A 17,161-nucleotide genomic window follows, 5' to 3' on the forward strand; every position below is an offset into this window, starting at 1 on the left:
ATGATTCAAAATAAACTTAAAAATCACAATCTTATACTAGCATCTGGCTCACCACGTCGTCAGCAATTTTTTAAAGATCTAGGCTTAGAGTTTGAAATTCGTCTAAAACCTGTTGATGAAATTTATCCTGATAGACTCGTTCATTTTGAAATTACCGATTATTTAGCGCAGTTAAAATCATTAGCTTTTAAAGATGAATTAAAACCCAATGACATACTGGTCACCAGTGACACGATTGTGTGGCACAATAAAAAAGCTTTAGGCAAGCCTGTAAATCATGACGATGCTTTTAATATGTTATCTGCAATGAGCAATACAACTCATGAGGTTATAACATCTATTTGTTTTACAACTAAAACAGTGCAAAAAACAGTTAATTCAGTAACACAAGTAACTTTTAAAACGCTTACCAAAGAAGAAATTAATTATTATATACATAATTTTAAACCTTTTGATAAAGCTGGCTCATATGGCATTCAAGAATGGATTGGTCAAATTGGAATTTCAAAAATTGAAGGCTCCTACACTAATGTTGTAGGGCTACCAACTCACCTCCTATACAAAACGTTAAACAGCATGGCTTTATAGGGTTTGGTTTGTAATTTTACCAAAAACTAATCTCATGAATAAACTACATATTGTGTTGCTTTTTTTCTTCGGAATATTAGCCTCATGTAACGATAATTCGTCGCAAAAAGACCAAGCTTTACAACCCGATCCCATTTCCGAAGCATCAAAAACACTTCCGAAGAAACCATCATTCGAGCAATCTCAAGAATTTAAAGATTATTGGTATGCAGGAAAAGCTGAAATAACTTCCTACAAATTAGAACAAGCACGATATGGCGAAATAAGAGAAGGCAGTGCTGTTTTGGTCTTTGTAACTGAAGATTTCCTACCAAAACAACAAGTAAAAGCCGATCGTTATGATAAAGCAAATACACCTGTTTTAAAATTAAATGCTACTAAAAATTTTGTTACTGGTATCTATCCGTACTCTATAATGCAATCTACGTTTTATCCTGTGAGCAACAATAAGCATGCGCTTAAAGTAAGTTGTTCTGTACAAGAATGGTGTGGCCATGTGTACACGCAACTTAATAATCGAGACCAATTTAATATTGCTTCTCATAGTTATTTTGAAAGTGATGCCGATGAAAACTTCATATTAAATAAAACCATATTAGAAAATGAATTATGGACGCAATTACGATTAGATCCCAAAAGTTTACCTATTGGTGATTTTGAAGTAATACCGTCGATGGAATTTATAAGGCTAAAACATGTTAAACTTAAAGCTTACAAAGCTCAAGCTGTCTTAACAAAAAATTCTTACACGCTTAATTATCCAGATTTAGAGAGAACGCTTGTACTTAATTTTAATGCGCAATTTCCATATGAAATTCTAAGTTGGGAAGAAACATTTAATGATGGTTATGGTGACAACTCAAAAGCATTAACCACAACAGCAACAAAGCTCGAAACTATAACATCTGCCTATTGGAATAAAAAAGCTATTGCCGATGAAAAGTTACGAGAAACACTACAATTAAATCAGTAACGATTACAAATTTGTAATGTATCTTTGATTATAACTAAACACGTTTTCATGTTTTTTGAAACTTACAAAACCGAACTTCTTATTACAGGATTAGTACTTCTAGTACTCTTCTTTGTGCGTTTATTTAGCCATACTATTATTAGAAAAATTGGCCGTAAAAGCGACATCAATGAAGCACGTATAAAACTAATTAACAGATATGTATCTGTCACCTTTTTTATTGTAGCTTTAATTATAGAAGCATTTGTATTTGGTGCAGAATTTAAAGACATGGCTGTTGTATTCTCTTCAGTTTTTGCCGTGATAGGCATTGCTCTTTTTGCAATTTGGTCTATTTTAAGCAATGTCACTTCTGGTATTATTATGTTTTTTTCATTTCCATATAAAGTTGGTGATAAAGTTAAAATACACGATAAAGATTTTCCAATTGAAGCCATCATTGAAGACATTAGAGCTTTTCAATTACATTTAAGGCAAGATAATGGTGATTTAGTAACCTACCCTAATAATTTAATACTTCAAAAAGGAGTTACACTTATAGAAAAAGATGCCATTGATGGATTTCATGATGACGGCAGTGATTCTGTTTAACATATGAATAAAACGTTTTATAAATCGCTTTCTTTTTTCTTCGGAATTTTCTCTTTTGGAGGAGCTAATGAAACGTATAGAATAATGACTTCTAATGCTCTAGATATTGCACCACAGCGAACTTACCTAACGATTATGGCTCTTATAATAACTGGTGCCTTTTTGAGTGTCACTATTTATTTTTGGAGAAAAGGAACTAAAAAATATTAATATCATGTCTCAGCCAAACAACAACATCAACTACGTAGAATTATACGCAAATGATCTCGATAGCATAAAATCATTTTATACGAACATATTTGATTGGACGTTTACAGATTATGGTCCAAATTACACATCATTCTCAAATAGCGGATTAGCTGGCGGATTTGAAAAAACCAACAAACCCATTGTAAATGGTGCGTTAATCGTTATTCACCATCATAACCTAGAAGAAATAAAGCAAAAAATTAGTGCGCACGGCTGTACTATTTCTGTCGATATTTTTTCATTTCCTGGTGGTAAACGATTTCAATTTATACATCCTTCTGGCAATGAACTTGCTGTTTGGACAGAAGCTTAAGCATCTCATGAAAAAATTTGTTGCCTTACTATTACTTTCAATTGTTTTCTCGTGTTCAAAGAGAACAATTAAAATTGGTATTCAGCCTTATGGAGATATTGATACTACAATTTTGAGTTCTATTTCTGAAATTTTAAAAACCAGTTACCAAGCCGATGTATATATTTTAGATAAAACAGAACTCCCAAAAACGGCATTTACAAACATTAAAAGTCCAAGATACAGAGCCGATTCTTTACTCATTGATTTAAAATCCCACATACCAGATTCCATAGATTATATTTTAGGGATTACATCTAAAGATATTTCAACTACAAAAAGAATTACTGATGGCAGTATTAAAAAACCAGAATCTAAGTACCAAGATTGGGGAATTTTCGGTTTGGGCTACAAACCAGGTCAAAGTTGTGTGGTATCCACTTTCAGAATAAAACATGTTAAAACATCTCTTTTTAAAAGTCGGTTACAAAAAATTGCTGTTCATGAAATTGGTCACAATTTAGGATTAGATCACTGTGACACCAAAAAATGCGTAATGCAAGATGCTGTAGAAAGTATAAACACAGTCGATCTTGCTAATTTTAAACTATGCAATCGTTGCCTGGATAAAATTTAAAACAACAAATACATGTATTAAAAATTGTCATTTTTTCCCTAACGTTAAAGAAACTTTAAAAATAACGGCTTCCCTATCATACTTCATTATATTTGGTTTTAACTAACTATCATAAAATGAAAACACGATTACACCTACTCCTGTTATTTCTTTTTTCAACCACCATAATTACCGCTCAACAGCCAAAAAAACAAACATCTGCAGAAATTTTTGAATCAGTAAAAAAATTAAACTTTTTAGGTTCGGTTTTATATGTTGCTGCGCATCCAGACGATGAAAACACTAGACTCATCGCTTATATGTCTAACGAAGTTAAAGCTAGAACGGCTTATTTATCATTAACTCGTGGTGATGGCGGACAAAACTTAATAGGCACCGAAATACGAGAGCTTTTAGGTGTAATGCGTACTCAAGAACTATTAGCCGCAAGACGCGTTGATGGTGGTGAACAACTATTTACGCGAGCCAATGATTTTGGGTATTCAAAACATCCAGATGAGACCTTAGATATTTGGGATAAGGATAAAGTACTAAGTGATGTGGTTTTAGCTATTAGACAATTTAAACCAGACGTCATAATTAATAGATTTGATCACAGACGCGCAGGAAAAACCCATGGTCACCATACGACTTCTGCTCTTCTAAGCATGGAAGCTTTTGACCTAGTTAATAATCCTAATGCATTTCCTAATCAATTATCAAACACCAAAATTTGGCAACCTAAACGTTTATTTTACAACACATCTTGGTGGAGATACGGTAGCCAAGAAGCCTTTAATAAAGTAGACAAAAGCAATATGATTATGTTAGATGTTGGTGTGTATTATCCCTTAAAAGGATTATCAAACAACGAACTAGCCTCAATTGCAAGCAGCCAGCATTTATGTCAAGGGTTTGGACGATTAACTCAGCGTGGTAGCCAAGAAGAATATATAGAATTTTTAAAAGGCGACCCTATTGAGAACAATTCTAATGTATTTGACGGTATTGATACCACTTGGAGTCGTATAAAAGGCGGACAAGCAATAGGAAACCTTTTGAAAGACGTTGAAACCAATTTTAATTTTAGAAACCCATCAGAGCATCTTCCAAAATTACTAGAAGCCTATCAATTACTTTCAAAAATTGAAGACGAGCATTGGAGAACTATAAAAACAAAAGAATTAAAATCTATTATTGAGGCTTGTGCTGGATTATATCTTGAGGTTTCTGCAGAAACCAACTGGGCAACACAAAATGAAACTATAAACCTTAATATTGAAGCCATAAACCGTAGCCAAGAAGGTATTTCATTAGTAAGCATCACGACCTCAAACGATCTAGACATCTCAAAAAAAATGAACCTTGTCAAAAACACAAAGTTCAACTTTAAAGAAGTAATTACAATTCCTAACGATCAAAAACCAACAACACCTTATTGGTTAGCCGAAAAAGGAACTTTAGGCATGTACAACGCAGATCCCGAATTTATTGGAAAACCAGAAACACCTCGTGTTTTCAAAGTAGATTTTAATCTGCTTATTAATAAAACACCAATAACTTTTACAAAACCGGTAGTGTATCGTTATGCTGAGCCAGATAAAGGAGAACTATATAAGCCATTTGAAATCATCCCAGAAGCCTCAGCTAAAATTTCTGAAAAAGTGATAATACTAGACTCAGATAAACAACATGACATAGAAGTTATTGTAAAAGCAGGTCGAGATAATATTGAAGGTTATGTTCAAATTGCACATCCTAATAACTGGAACGTGTATCCTGAAAAACAAAAAATAAACATGGCTAGTAAAGGTCAAGAAGAACGTTTAATTTTTACCGTTGTACCTCCAAAAGAGCAAAGTGAAGGTCTACTCACACCAATGGTTCATATTGGAGATCATGTCTACACTAGAGAATTAATTGAGATTGACTATGATCACATTCCGTTTCAAACTGTTTTATTGCCAAGCGAGAGTAAAATTGTTCGTCTAGACATTAAAAAATGTGGTCAAAATATTGCTTACATAGAAGGTGCTGGTGATGTTGTCCCTGAAAGTTTAAAACAAATTGGATACAACGTTGCAATATTAAAACCCGAGGATATTTCCGCAGAAAACCTTAAACGTTTTGATGCTGTTGTAGTAGGCATAAGAGCCTACAATACGGTTGAAGCTCTCAAATTTAAACAACAAACACTGTTTGATTATGTCGCTCAAGGCGGAAATATGATTGTACAATACAACACTAACCATCGCATTAAAGTAGATCAAATTGCACCTTTTGATTTGCAGTTATCAAGAGATCGTGTAACTGACGAATTTGCAGAAGTAACACTATTAGCTAAAGATCATGAAGTGTTAAACTTTCCAAATACAATTACATCAAAAGATTTTGAAGGTTGGACACAAGAACGTGGTTTGTATTTTCCAAACCAATGGTCTAGTGAGTTCACTCCTATTCTATCTATGAGTGACAAAGGCGAAACAGCAAAAACAGGAAGTTTATTAGTTGCCAAACACGGTAAAGGCTATTACGTCTACACAGGTTTGAGCTTTTTTAGAGAGTTTCCTGCTGGAGTTCCTGGAGCTTATCGCTTATTTGCAAATATACTCTCTCTGGGAAAAAATGACTTAAAGCAACCAGAACAAATTAAAAACTAAAACCACCTTTCACTTAGAAAGAGGTTGAAAAGCTATACCCAAAAAACTACAAACCATGGAAAAATACAAATGGAACAAAATGTACACCTTAGTGCTTGCAGCAAACGTTGTGTACATCATTGCATTTTACTTCATCACAAAAGCCTTTTAAGATGCAAACATTAGACTGGATTGTACTTATTAGTACGTTATTACTCATTGTTATTTACGGCACCTATCAATCACGAGGCAGCAAAAACGTTCAAGATTTTTTAAAAGGTGGTAACACATCAAAATGGTATACCATTGGGTTATCTGTCATGGCAACTCAAGCGAGTGCTATTACTTTTTTATCAACACCAGGACAAGCTTTTAATGATGGTATGGGATTTGTGCAATTCTATATAGGTTTACCCATTGCTATGGTGATTATTTGTTTGGTTTTTATTCCATTATATCATCGTCTTAAAGTATATACTGCCTATGAGTTTTTAGAAAATAGATTTGATTTAAAAACACGTACACTTACAGCCATTTTGTTTTTAATACAACGTGGTCTAGCTGCAGGAATTACCATTTTTGCACCTGCAATTATTTTATCTGCTGTTTTAGGATGGAATCTTTTATTACTTAATATCATCATTGGAGTTTTGGTAATTATCTATACGGTTTCTGGAGGAACAAAAGCAGTGAATGTCACCCAAAAGCATCAAATGATTGTGATTTTTACCGGTATGATTATCGCATTTTGCTTAATCATTGATAAACTTCCTGAAGGCATTACATTCTCAAAAGCACTAGATATCGCTGGAGCAAGTGGAAAAATGGAAGTTCTTGACTTTTCTTTTAGTCTGGATAATCGCTACACGGTTTGGAGTGGCCTCATTGGTGGTACATTTTTAATGCTTTCCTATTTTGGAACCGATCAAAGCCAAGTGCAACGTTACTTATCTGGGAAATCTTTAAAGGAAATGCAAATTGGGATGATGTTCAACGGACTTTTAAAAGTACCAATGCAGTTTTTCATCTTGTTAGTTGGTGTCATGGTGTTTGTTTTTTATCAATTTAATGAAGCGCCTGTAAATTTCAATCCCACAGCAACTGATATTGTTTTAAATTCTGAATTTGCTCAAGAGTATAAAGCCATTCAAGAAAAACAGCATGACATTTTTGAAATGAAAAAAGCTGCAATTACAGAATTCTCAAATACCAACGGAAAAGTAAATCCTGAAGTCATTGCAAAATACAATGCACAAAGCGATGTTTTAAGAGCAGAAGCCCGAACCTTAATTGAAAAAGCTGGAGACGCTCAAAATGTAAAAGTAGAAAGTAATGATAAAGATTATGTCTTTTTAAATTTCATTTTAAACAACCTACCTCGTGGTTTAATTGGCTTATTACTCGCTGTAATTTTAAGTGCAGCCATGTCTAGTACTGCTAGTGAATTAAATGCCTTAGCGAGTACAACTACCATGGATTTATACAAACGAAACACGAGTGAAAAGTCTGACAATCAAATGGTAAAAGCCTCTCGTTTTTTTACTTTAGCTTGGGGAATTATCGCTATTGGAGTTGCTTGTGTTGCTAATCTTGCCGAAAACCTTATCCAATTAGTTAATATTATTGGTTCTATTTTCTACGGAAATGTGCTAGGGATTTTCCTGTTGGGCTTCTTCTTTAAATTCGTTAAAGGGAATGCCGTTTTCGTGGCAGCTCTTATTACCCAAATAGTAGTAATTGCCTTATTTTTACTAAATGAATATGACTACATCAACTTACCATTTTTATGGTTGAATTTTGTAGGCTGTGCAATTGTAATTGCCATTGCGTGCTTAATACAATCGATGATGTCTAAAGCTAATTATGCAACAACCTAAAATTATAAAATGGGGAATTATTGGTCTTGGCAATATAGCCAATAAATTTGCGCACGATTTACTTAAGGTTGAACATGCTACATTATATGCGGTGGCGTCTAGAAACCTAAGCAAAGCCTCTAAGTTCGCAAAAACATATGATGTTAATCATGCCTATGGCACTTATGAAGCATTAGTTGAAGACTCAAATATTGATGCCATTTACATCGCTACACCTCATTCATTTCATAATGAACATGTTATCATGTGCTTAAATCACAAAAAAGCAGTGTTATGTGAGAAACCTTTTGCAATGAATTTAAGTGAAGTTGATGAAATGATTGCAACAGCAAAAGCCAATAAAACATTATTAATGGAAGCGATGTGGACGTATTTTTTACCACATTATCAATTTGCATTACAACACATCAAAAATGAAACCTTTGGGAAAATTGTAAAGCTTAAAGCCGATTTTGGTTTTAAACCAGAACTAGATCTCACATCTCGTGTGTTTAAAAAATCACTTGGAGGAGGCAGTTTATTAGATATTGGTATCTACCCTATTTTTGCTGCCTTGTCTACTTTAGGTGAACCCATACATATTGAATCTAAAGCTACATTTTTTGATAATAATGTCGATTCATCTTGTTTAATGCTTTTTAGTTATGATAATGATGTTGAAGCGCATTTAAAAAGTACGTTTCTAGAAAAAACACCTACCGAAGCAATTTTTTATTGTGAACGTGGTACGATTAAAATTAACTCACGTTTTCATGGACCTTCTTCTGTAACGCTCATTTCCGAAGAAAAAGAAAACAATGTAGACTTTAATTACACTACTAAAGGGTATTATTACGAGATACTTCATTTTAATCAACTCCTTAGGCATCATAAAACCGAAAGTGATGTCATGACGTTTGATTTTAGTAGAAATCTAATTAAATTACTCGATACTGTGAGAGCACAAATTGGTTTAAATTACAATTAATTAAACAATAGTACGTCTTTTGTGTTTCTAATAATTAAGTCTGTCTAATCAAAAAAAAGACCTTTTGAAAATTCAAAAGGTCTAATTATTAAGTTTAAATTGTTCAAAATCTACCAAACTGCAGATAAGGCAAAATTATAGTGCTCCCCATTCTTTTAGAGATGTCATATTTTGCTTCACATAGTTTTGGTTTCCAGCTTCTTTAGCCTTAGCCATAGATTTTTTAGCTAACTCAATAGCTCCTTTTTTGTCTCCTACTGCTGCATAGATTAAAGATTGTTTTCTCAACTGCCAAAATTTAGGATCATCAATCATTGACATTGCTTTATCCATCCACTCTTTTGCTTTATTAGCGTCTTTACCAGAAGTTAAGTAGTATTCTGCAGCTGCATAATAATCATTAGCACTTGGTCCAGCCATAATTTTGTCAATTGTAGTGGTAACCATCTTATCTGTAGGTACTGTAAAAGGAATTCCTACATATGACTTTTCCCAAATAATATCAATAGTTCCACCAGATGTAGTGATATTATTAATATCTATAGTCATTGTTTCAATATTCATTGGTATTTGAATCACATCAACTTTAGCTGTTGCTACAACCTTACTATCATCCCATTTTGATGGTAATCCCCAATTTTCAGTATCTGCGTAGAACATTACATCCCATTGTGTCGCAGAGTTTAACTTTGTAAATAAAGCATATGATCCGGCTTTTACATCCTGACCTGCTATCTTTACGTCATCACTAAACGTGATAATTGTGTTTTTATTTGCTCCTGTTCTCCACATGCCACCAAATGGTTCTAAATCTCCAAAAATGGTTCTTCCTTTAACGCTTGGTCTAGAATATTCAATGGTAATATCTGTTAGTCCAACTTTTTGTTCAAATTTTGCCAACGGACTTGGAGCAGGCGTTTCAATTTGCGCGTAAGTAGCAAAAGTCATTGCAAATACTGTAAATACTAGTAATACTTTTTTCATAGTTATTTTTTTAATAGTTTAATTTATGTTAGCCAAATTTACAAACAAGCGCTTCTTTAGTTTGTTAAGGAAACCTTAAATAAAGCAACACAACGCATATAAATACTTAAAAAATACTCTTATTTTTAAGTAGGACTATAAATTAATTTAACCATCGATACTCCAACATTTAAATGAGGTAGCCTGCTAATTTCTATATAATTACCAACCTAAATATAATGTCTTGTTAATTTTGTTTAACAATTTAAAAAAAAAGATAAACATTTTGTATTTTTGTACTACAAATTAGAAGTCATGGCAAAAAAGAAAAACATTTCAGAAAACGATATCATTGGGTTTTATATGGATTATGTTTTAGAACATAATGAGCAACCAAAAACTGTGTATGCTTTTACAAAAGCAAATAACTTTGAGGAACAAAAATTTTATGATCATTTTAGCTCATTTAAGATTTTAGAAAATCAAATATTTACGGCATTTTTCTCCAATACGATGTCTGTTTTAGAACAAAGTGACGACTATCTTTCGTTTGATGCACGCAACAAGTTATTGAGTTTCTACTTTACATTTTTTGAAAATTTAACGGCTAATCGTAGTTATGTAAAATTTGCGCTAGAGCAACACAAGACCAACTTAAAAAGTTTGAGGCTGCTTAAAGATTTAAAGCATGAATTTACAACTTATATTGAACATTTAGAAATTGATCTTATAGAAACCAAACAAGAACAAATTGATAAAATTCAACAAAGAGGACTTAAAGAAGCTGCATGGGTACAATTACTGTTAACATTAAAATTTTGGTTGGATGATACGTCTGCAAGATTTGAAAAAACAGATATTTTTATTGAAAAATCTGTCAATACAAGTTTTGACGTTTTAGATGTTGCTCCAATTAGAAGTTTAATTGACTTTGGAAAATTCATTTTCAAAGAAAAAGTACAAATGAATTAATTCAACGACTTATGAAAACTATTGACAAAATACCCACATCTAAAATTCAACGTGCTACTAAATTAGTGTCTACAGGTGCCAAAGTTGGTGTAAATTATTTAAAATATTATGGCGATAAGCTTACAAAAAATGACATTGAGGCTAAACAACGCTTAAACCAAAATAATGCAGAAGACATTTATGATGGTCTAAAACAACTTAAAGGAAGTGCGCTCAAAGTTGCACAAATGTTAAGTATGGAAAAGAGCATCTTACCACAAGCTTATGTAGAGAAATTTTCATTGGCGCAATTCTCTGTGCCACCACTTTCTCCTCCTTTAGTTTTAAAGACATTTAAAAAGTACTTCGGAAAATCGCCAAACGACATTTTTGATACTTTCAATGCAACTTCTGTAAATGCTGCAAGTATAGGACAAGTCCATATTGCAGAAAAAAACGGGAAGAAACTTGCTGTGAAAATCCAATATCCAGGAGTTGCAGAGAGTATTTCATCAGATCTTGCCATGGTTAAACCTATTGCAATGAGTATGTTTAATATAAAAGGTAAAGATTCTGACAAGTATTTCAAAGAAGTAGAAGGCAAATTGATTGAAGAAACGAATTACATTTTAGAGGTTGAGCAAAGCAAAGAAATTGCTCAAAAATGTGCTCACATTCCTAATTTGCTAATTCCAGAATACTATGAAGAATTATCTTCAGAACGTATCATCACAATGGACTATATGGAAGGTCAGCACCTTTCAGAATTTACCTCTCACAATACAAATCAAGAATTTTCTAATACAATAGGTCAGGCGCTTTGGGATTTCTATATGTTTCAAATCCATAATTTGAGAAAAGTGCATGCAGATCCTCATCCTGGAAATTTTTTAGTCTCCAACGATGCTCAACTTATTGCACTAGATTTTGGTTGCATGAAAACCATACCTAATGAATTTTATGTGCCTTATTTTGAATTAGCCGAAAAAGAAAATATCGACAATCGTGAGAAGTTTGTAGAAAAATTGTACCAACTAGAAATATTAAGAGCCGATGACAATGCTAATGAAGTTGCATTTTTTACTGAGATGTTTCATGAAATGCTAAGTCTTTTTACACAACCTTTACATGCAGAAACCTTTGACTTTTCTAATGGAGAGTTCTTCGGAAAAATAGCCGAACTCGGCGAACGTTATTCAAAAAACACTGAATTGCGTAAAATGAATGCAAATCGAGGATCAAAACACTTTATTTATATCAATCGAACATTTTTCGGACTGTATAATTTAATGTTTGATTTAAAAGCAAACACAATTAAAATCAATAATTTCAAAACTTTATAATGACTTATATTGATAGTAATGCGTTTGATACATTTGATCATTTATACCGAATTAACTTGATTAATAGTTGTTCAGGTTACAAGTCTGCTAATTTAATAGGCACCAAATGTAGTAATGGTATTGAAAATGTGGCTGTTTTCAGTTCTGTTACTCATATTGGGTCAAATCCTGCAATGCTCGGTTTTTTTTGTAGGCCAACAACAGTAACTAGAAATACATACAACAACATTAAAACTACTGGTTTATATACAATTAATCATATACATGAGTCCATTTTAGAAGATGCACATCACACATCAGCCAAATATGATTCTCATATTTCAGAATTTGATAAAACCAGGCTCATTTCAGAATATAAAAAAGAATTTAAAGCGCCTTTTGTAAAAAATGCTCCACTTCAATTAGCAATGAAATTTGTTGAAGAATATCACATTAAAGCCAATGACACCATATTAGTTATTGGAAAAATTGTAGGAATACACGTCGATAATGAACTACTTAAAGACGATGGATTTATAGATCTTGCTAAAGCCAATATTGCAGCAATTAATGGTTTAGATGGTTATGCTGTACCAAAATCAACTACTAGACTAGAGTATCAACGTCCAAAATAATTTAAAAAATGAAAATTCTCGTCACAGGTGCAACAGGATATATTGGCAAACGGTTAATACCGTTATTGGCTAATAGTGATCATCAGGTTGTGTGTACAGTGAGAGATAAATTGCGAGCTGATAAAAGTTATGATTTAGACGATGCCATTGATGTAGTTGAAGCCGATTTTTTAAAACCAGAAACACTTCATGAGATTCCTAAGGATATTGATGTTGCCTTTTATTTAATTCACTCCATGTCTAACTCTTCAAAAGATTTTGAATCTTTAGAAGAGCGTTGTGCAGTCAATTTTAAAGAACAACTTGAAAATACTAACGTTAAACAAGTTATTTACCTCAGCGGAATTACAAATGAAGACAACCTTTCAAAGCATTTACAATCGCGTAAAAATGTAGAAGATAGATTGCAATCAAACCATTATGCTTTAACTATTTTTAAAGCAGGTATTATTGTAGGATCAGGAAGCTCGTCATTTGAAATCATTAGAGATTTAGTTGAGAAATTACCGTTTATGATTGCTCCAAAGTGGTTAAATACAAAAACGCAACCGCTCGCTGTAAGAGATGTACTCGCTTTTTTACATAGAAGTGTTGGTAGAGAAGAACTCTATAATAAATCATTTGATGTTTTTGGACCAGAAATTTTAACCTATAAGCAAATGCTGTTGCAGTTTGCAGAGGTAAGAGAACTTAAGCGTTACATTCTTACTGTCCCAATAATGACGCCTAAACTGTCGTCATATTGGTTATATTTTGTAACGTCAACATCATATAAATTGGCAACATCATTGGTTGACAGCATGGGTATACAAATTATTGGGAAGCCTAGTAATATTAACGAACTGCTAAATGTGACACCCTTATCTTACAAAGAGGCAGTCTCTCTAGCATTTGAAAAAATTGAGCAAAATAGTATCGTGTCTAGCTGGAAAGACTCCATGGTAAGTAGCGGACGATTAAAAAATCAACTACATAAATACATTAACGTTCCAAAATATGGATGTTTTAAAGACTATAAAGAGCGTCCTATTATAAATGCCGAAAAAACTATGGATAAAATTTGGCGTATTGGCGGAAAAAATGGTTGGTATTATGGCACAGTGCTTTGGAAAATTAGAGGTTATATAGACAAATTGTTTGGTGGTATAGGATTACGACGAGGTAGAACAAGTCCAACCCATTTAGATGTTGGTGACGCACTTGATTTTTGGAGAGTGATATTTGCAGATAAAACACAACAAAAACTTTTATTATATGCCGAAATGCGCCTTCCTGGAGAAGCTTGGTTAGAATTTAAGATAGAAGACAACTTGCTTAAACAAACAGCTACGTTTAGACCTCGCGGACTTTGGGGACGGCTTTATTGGTATAGTGTTTTACCATTTCATGGGTTTATTTTTAAAGGTATGATAAATAAGCTTGTTGATGTCTAAACATAAAAAACAACAGCTACCTATCAAAACTTGTACTGTTTGTGAGTTACCATTCACATGGAGAAAAAAATGGAAAAAAAATTGGGAGAATGTAAAATATTGCAGTGAGAGATGCAGGCGAAACAAAATGATATAGGCTTAGTATGGTTTAGAAATGATTTAAGAGTTAATGATAATTCTGTTTTATCAGAGGCTATTAAAAACCATAAATCTGTTATTGCATGTTATTGCTTTGATCCTCGTCATTATGAAATCACAACATACGGGTTTAAAAAAACTGAAAAATACAGAGCTCAATTTTTGATTGAAACAATTGAAGATTTAAAGATAAACCTTAACGCAATACATGTTGAGCTATTAGTTTATCACGAGGTACCTGAACAGATTCTTCCTGCTTTAGTTAAACAACATCACATCAAATCCATTTACCTGCAAAAAGAATGGACGAGTGAAGAAACTCAAGTTTTAAAAAATGTAAAATTTACTCTTCCTAAGTTTTTACAATTTCATGAACGCTATGATCAATTTTTATATCATCCAAATGACATAGACTTGAGGTTTGATGAGATTTCTAATGTATTTACTGTATTTAGAAAAAAAGTTGAAAAATATGGTAATGTTAGAGTTTCCGAAGACCTACAAACTTTAGAAAAAATAAAACATTTTAATAATGACACTCAAATCCCAACTCTTAAAGATTTAGGTTTAACATCATTTGAAGTTGACCCAAACTCTGCATTTCCATTTAAAGGTGGTGAAAAAAGTGCATTACATAGATTAAATAATTACCTCTTTGCAACTAAAAATATCGAATTCTACAAAAAGACTAGAAATGGCTTAATTGGAATAGATTATAGTTCAAAATTTTCGCCTTGGTTAGCAAATGGTAGTATTTCGGCGAGGACAATTTATTGGAATATCAAAAAATTTGAGGAAAATCACATAAAAAACGAATCGACTTACTGGCTCATTTTTGAATTAATTTGGAGAGATTATTTTAAATATGTGTCATTAAAATATCAAAATGACATTTTTAAAATCGGTGGGATTTTACGTAAAGATTATGATTGGAACTCCAATGCGCATAACATTCAAAAATGGATTAATGGAGAAACAGAATCTTCTTTTGTAAATGCTAATATGAGAGAAATAAAAAAAACCGGATGGATGAGCAATCGTGGTCGTCAAAATGTAGCCTCATTTTTTGCTAAAGAGTTATTGCAAGATTGGCGCATTGGAGCAGCCTATTTTGAATCTATGCTAATTGATTACGATGTACATTCTAACTACGGAAATTGGATGTACGTGGCAGGCGTTGGTAATGATCCTAGAGATCGTAAATTTAATGTGCGTTTACAAGCTGAGCGTTATGATAGTCAGGGACAATTTCAACAAATGTGGCTACAAGAAACATTATTTTAAATGAAAACACTTAGACTTATATTAGGAGACCAACTCAATTTAAAACATTCATGGTTCAAAGATACTAACGACGATGTGGTCTATTGTCTTTTTGAAATGCGCCAAGAAACAGACTATGTAAAACATCATATTCAAAAAGTGATAGGTTTTTTTGCTGCGATGCGACAATTTGCTACAGATCTAAATTTAAACGGTCATCATGTAGTTTATTATAAATTAAATGACAAAGAGAATACACAACTCTTAACAGACAATCTCAACAATCTAATTAAGGAACATGATATAAAACGGTTTGAATATATGTTTCCAGATGAATACAGACTAGATCATCAATTGATAAATTTTTGTAAAACGAGTACACTAGAATGCGAGGTTTTTTCTGCAGAACACTTTTATACCAATCGCAACGACTTGGCACTCTTTTTTGATGGTAAAAAACAATACCTCATGGAAACTTTCTACAGAGAAATGCGTAAAAAGCATGATATTTTAATGATTGCTGGCCAACCTGAAGGTGGTAAATGGAATTATGATAAAAGCAATCGAAATAAATGGAAAGGCGATATTTCCATACCGAAATACAAAGGGTTTAGAACTGATATTTCCGAAGTAAAAAAAGATATAGATACAGCAAAGGTCGAGACCATAGGACGATTTGATACCAAAACATTCTCCTACCCTATTTCTCGAATACAAGCAATTGAGCAGCTTAAATACTTTTGTGAAGAATTACTTATTCACTTTGGAGATTATCAAGATGCCATGCATACAGATGAAGTATTTTTATTTCATTCGAGATTATCGTTTGCTATGAATTTAAAGCTTATTTCCCCTAGAGATATCGTAAACACAGTGATGAATTATTATAGAAAATATGGCGAAAATATTGATATATCACAAGTTGAAGGTTTTGTAAGGCAAGTTATAGGTTGGCGAGAATATATGAGAGGTATGTATTGGGCTTTTATGCCAGAGTACAAATCTAAAAACGAGTTGAACAATCATAATAAACTCGCCAACTTTTTTTGGACGGGAGCTACCAAAATGAATTGTTTAAGTCATGCCATAAATAATTCTTTAGATAATGGTTATGCACATCACATCCAACGCCTTATGATAACTGGTAATTATGCATTATTAACGCAAACACACCCAGACGAAGTTGATCATTGGTATTTAGGGATTTATGTTGATGCCATTGAGTGGGTTCAACTTACAAATACAAGAGGCATGAGTCAATTTGCAGATGGCGGAAAGATTGCAACAAAACCCTATGTTTCGTCTGGATCTTATATTAACAAAATGAGTAATTACTGCAAGGATTGTCATTATAATAAAGACAAAAAAATTGAAGATGACGCATGCCCTTTTAATAGTTTATATTGGAATTTTTTAGATGATAAACGTGAGCAACTTAGTAAAAATTATAGAATGAGAATGATGTATAGTTTACTAGACAAAATGAATGCTAACGATCTTCAAAATATTAAAAAGAAAGCACAACATATTATAGAACATCAAGATAAATACTAAATAGTGCTTACAGAAAGGACAGCAGGTACATCATATTATATTTATCTTAAAAACTGGTAATTTAACACAGTATCAACACCTAGAAAACACTTTTAAATACAGAAAACTCT

17 protein-coding genes are annotated in these 17,161 nt (G+C 32.7%); 16 read left to right on the forward strand and 1 reads right to left on the reverse strand.

Translation table 11 applies throughout. The features are described from left to right. The 9 genes from TD29_RS12070 to TD29_RS12110 all read left to right on the forward strand — a co-directional run bounded on the left by TD29_RS12070 (position 1) and on the right by TD29_RS12110 (position 8,792). Positions 1–588 (forward strand): Maf-like protein, encoded by a 588-nt coding sequence (locus tag TD29_RS12070; RefSeq protein ID WP_040280973.1) that lies wholly within the window; start codon positions 1–3, stop codon positions 586–588. A gap of 34 nt (positions 589–622) precedes the next feature. Further along, positions 623–1,561 (forward strand): hypothetical protein, encoded by a 939-nt coding sequence (locus TD29_RS12075; RefSeq protein ID WP_040280975.1) that lies wholly within the window; start codon positions 623–625, stop codon positions 1,559–1,561. Positions 1,562–1,609: 48 nt separating this feature from the next. Further along, on the forward strand, positions 1,610–2,152 hold the full coding sequence (locus TD29_RS12080; protein WP_040280976.1) for a mechanosensitive ion channel domain-containing protein: 543 nt from the start codon (positions 1,610–1,612) through the stop codon (positions 2,150–2,152). Positions 2,153–2,155: 3 nt separating this feature from the next. Continuing rightward, on the forward strand, positions 2,156–2,362 hold the full coding sequence (locus TD29_RS12085; protein WP_040280978.1) for a hypothetical protein: 207 nt from the start codon (positions 2,156–2,158) through the stop codon (positions 2,360–2,362). 4 nt (positions 2,363–2,366) lie between these two features. After that, on the forward strand, positions 2,367–2,714 hold the full coding sequence (locus TD29_RS12090) for a VOC family protein (protein WP_040280979.1): 348 nt from the start codon (positions 2,367–2,369) through the stop codon (positions 2,712–2,714). Positions 2,715–2,721: 7 nt separating this feature from the next. Then, positions 2,722–3,330, forward strand: coding sequence for a matrixin family metalloprotease (locus TD29_RS17980; RefSeq protein WP_052467096.1), 609 nt, complete (start codon positions 2,722–2,724; stop codon positions 3,328–3,330). 116 nt (positions 3,331–3,446) lie between these two features. After that, on the forward strand, positions 3,447–5,969 hold the full coding sequence (locus TD29_RS12100; protein WP_040280980.1) for a PIG-L family deacetylase: 2,523 nt from the start codon (positions 3,447–3,449) through the stop codon (positions 5,967–5,969). Positions 5,970–6,121: 152 nt separating this feature from the next. Continuing rightward, entirely contained in the window at positions 6,122–7,825 is a 1,704-nt protein-coding gene (locus tag TD29_RS12105; RefSeq protein WP_040280981.1) for a sodium:solute symporter, read from the forward strand. Continuing rightward, positions 7,812–8,792: a Gfo/Idh/MocA family protein gene (locus TD29_RS12110; protein ID WP_040280982.1), complete on the forward strand. Its 981-nt coding sequence runs from the start codon at positions 7,812–7,814 to the stop codon at positions 8,790–8,792. The genes TD29_RS12105 and TD29_RS12110 overlap by 14 nt, the downstream gene beginning before the upstream one ends. 135 nt (positions 8,793–8,927) lie before the next feature. On the opposite strand, the gene TD29_RS12115 is transcribed toward TD29_RS12110, so the two are convergent. Next, positions 8,928–9,776, reverse strand: a complete 849-nt coding sequence (locus tag TD29_RS12115; protein WP_040280984.1) for a DUF2911 domain-containing protein — start codon at positions 9,774–9,776, stop codon at positions 8,928–8,930. Positions 9,777–10,070: 294 nt separating this feature from the next. Between TD29_RS12115 and TD29_RS12120 the strand changes: the two genes are divergently transcribed. The 7 genes from TD29_RS12120 to TD29_RS12145 are packed head-to-tail and all read left to right on the forward strand — an operon-like array spanning position 10,071 to position 17,051. Continuing rightward, positions 10,071–10,727 carry a TetR family transcriptional regulator C-terminal domain-containing protein gene (locus TD29_RS12120; protein ID WP_040280986.1) on the forward strand — a complete coding sequence of 219 codons (657 nt, stop codon included), beginning with the start codon at positions 10,071–10,073 and terminating at the stop codon, positions 10,725–10,727. Positions 10,728–10,738: 11 nt separating this feature from the next. Continuing rightward, entirely contained in the window at positions 10,739–12,049 is a 1,311-nt protein-coding gene (locus tag TD29_RS12125; RefSeq protein WP_040280988.1) for an ABC1 kinase family protein, read from the forward strand. Next, on the forward strand, positions 12,049–12,663 hold the full coding sequence (locus tag TD29_RS12130; RefSeq protein WP_040280989.1) for a flavin reductase family protein: 615 nt from the start codon (positions 12,049–12,051) through the stop codon (positions 12,661–12,663). Before TD29_RS12125 ends, TD29_RS12130 begins: the two co-directional genes overlap by 1 nt. 8 nt (positions 12,664–12,671) lie before the next feature. After that, positions 12,672–14,096 carry an SDR family oxidoreductase gene (locus TD29_RS12135; protein WP_040280990.1) on the forward strand — a complete coding sequence of 475 codons (1,425 nt, stop codon included), beginning with the start codon at positions 12,672–12,674 and terminating at the stop codon, positions 14,094–14,096. Then, positions 14,089–14,232, forward strand: a complete 144-nt coding sequence (locus TD29_RS18235; RefSeq protein ID WP_084203471.1) for a DUF2256 domain-containing protein — start codon at positions 14,089–14,091, stop codon at positions 14,230–14,232. Before TD29_RS12135 ends, TD29_RS18235 begins: the two co-directional genes overlap by 8 nt. After that, positions 14,208–15,518 carry a DASH family cryptochrome gene (locus TD29_RS12140; protein ID WP_040280991.1) on the forward strand — a complete coding sequence of 437 codons (1,311 nt, stop codon included), beginning with the start codon at positions 14,208–14,210 and terminating at the stop codon, positions 15,516–15,518. Before TD29_RS18235 ends, TD29_RS12140 begins: the two co-directional genes overlap by 25 nt. Further along, positions 15,519–17,051, forward strand: coding sequence for a cryptochrome/photolyase family protein (locus TD29_RS12145; protein WP_040280992.1), 1,533 nt, complete (start codon positions 15,519–15,521; stop codon positions 17,049–17,051). It abuts the gene before it with no gap. Positions 17,052–17,161: the final 110 nt, after the last annotated feature.

Origin of the sequence: Psychroserpens damuponensis (assembly GCF_000826655.1) — a bacterium.
GTDB classification, from domain to species: Bacteria; Bacteroidota; Bacteroidia; order Flavobacteriales; family Flavobacteriaceae; genus Psychroserpens; species Psychroserpens damuponensis.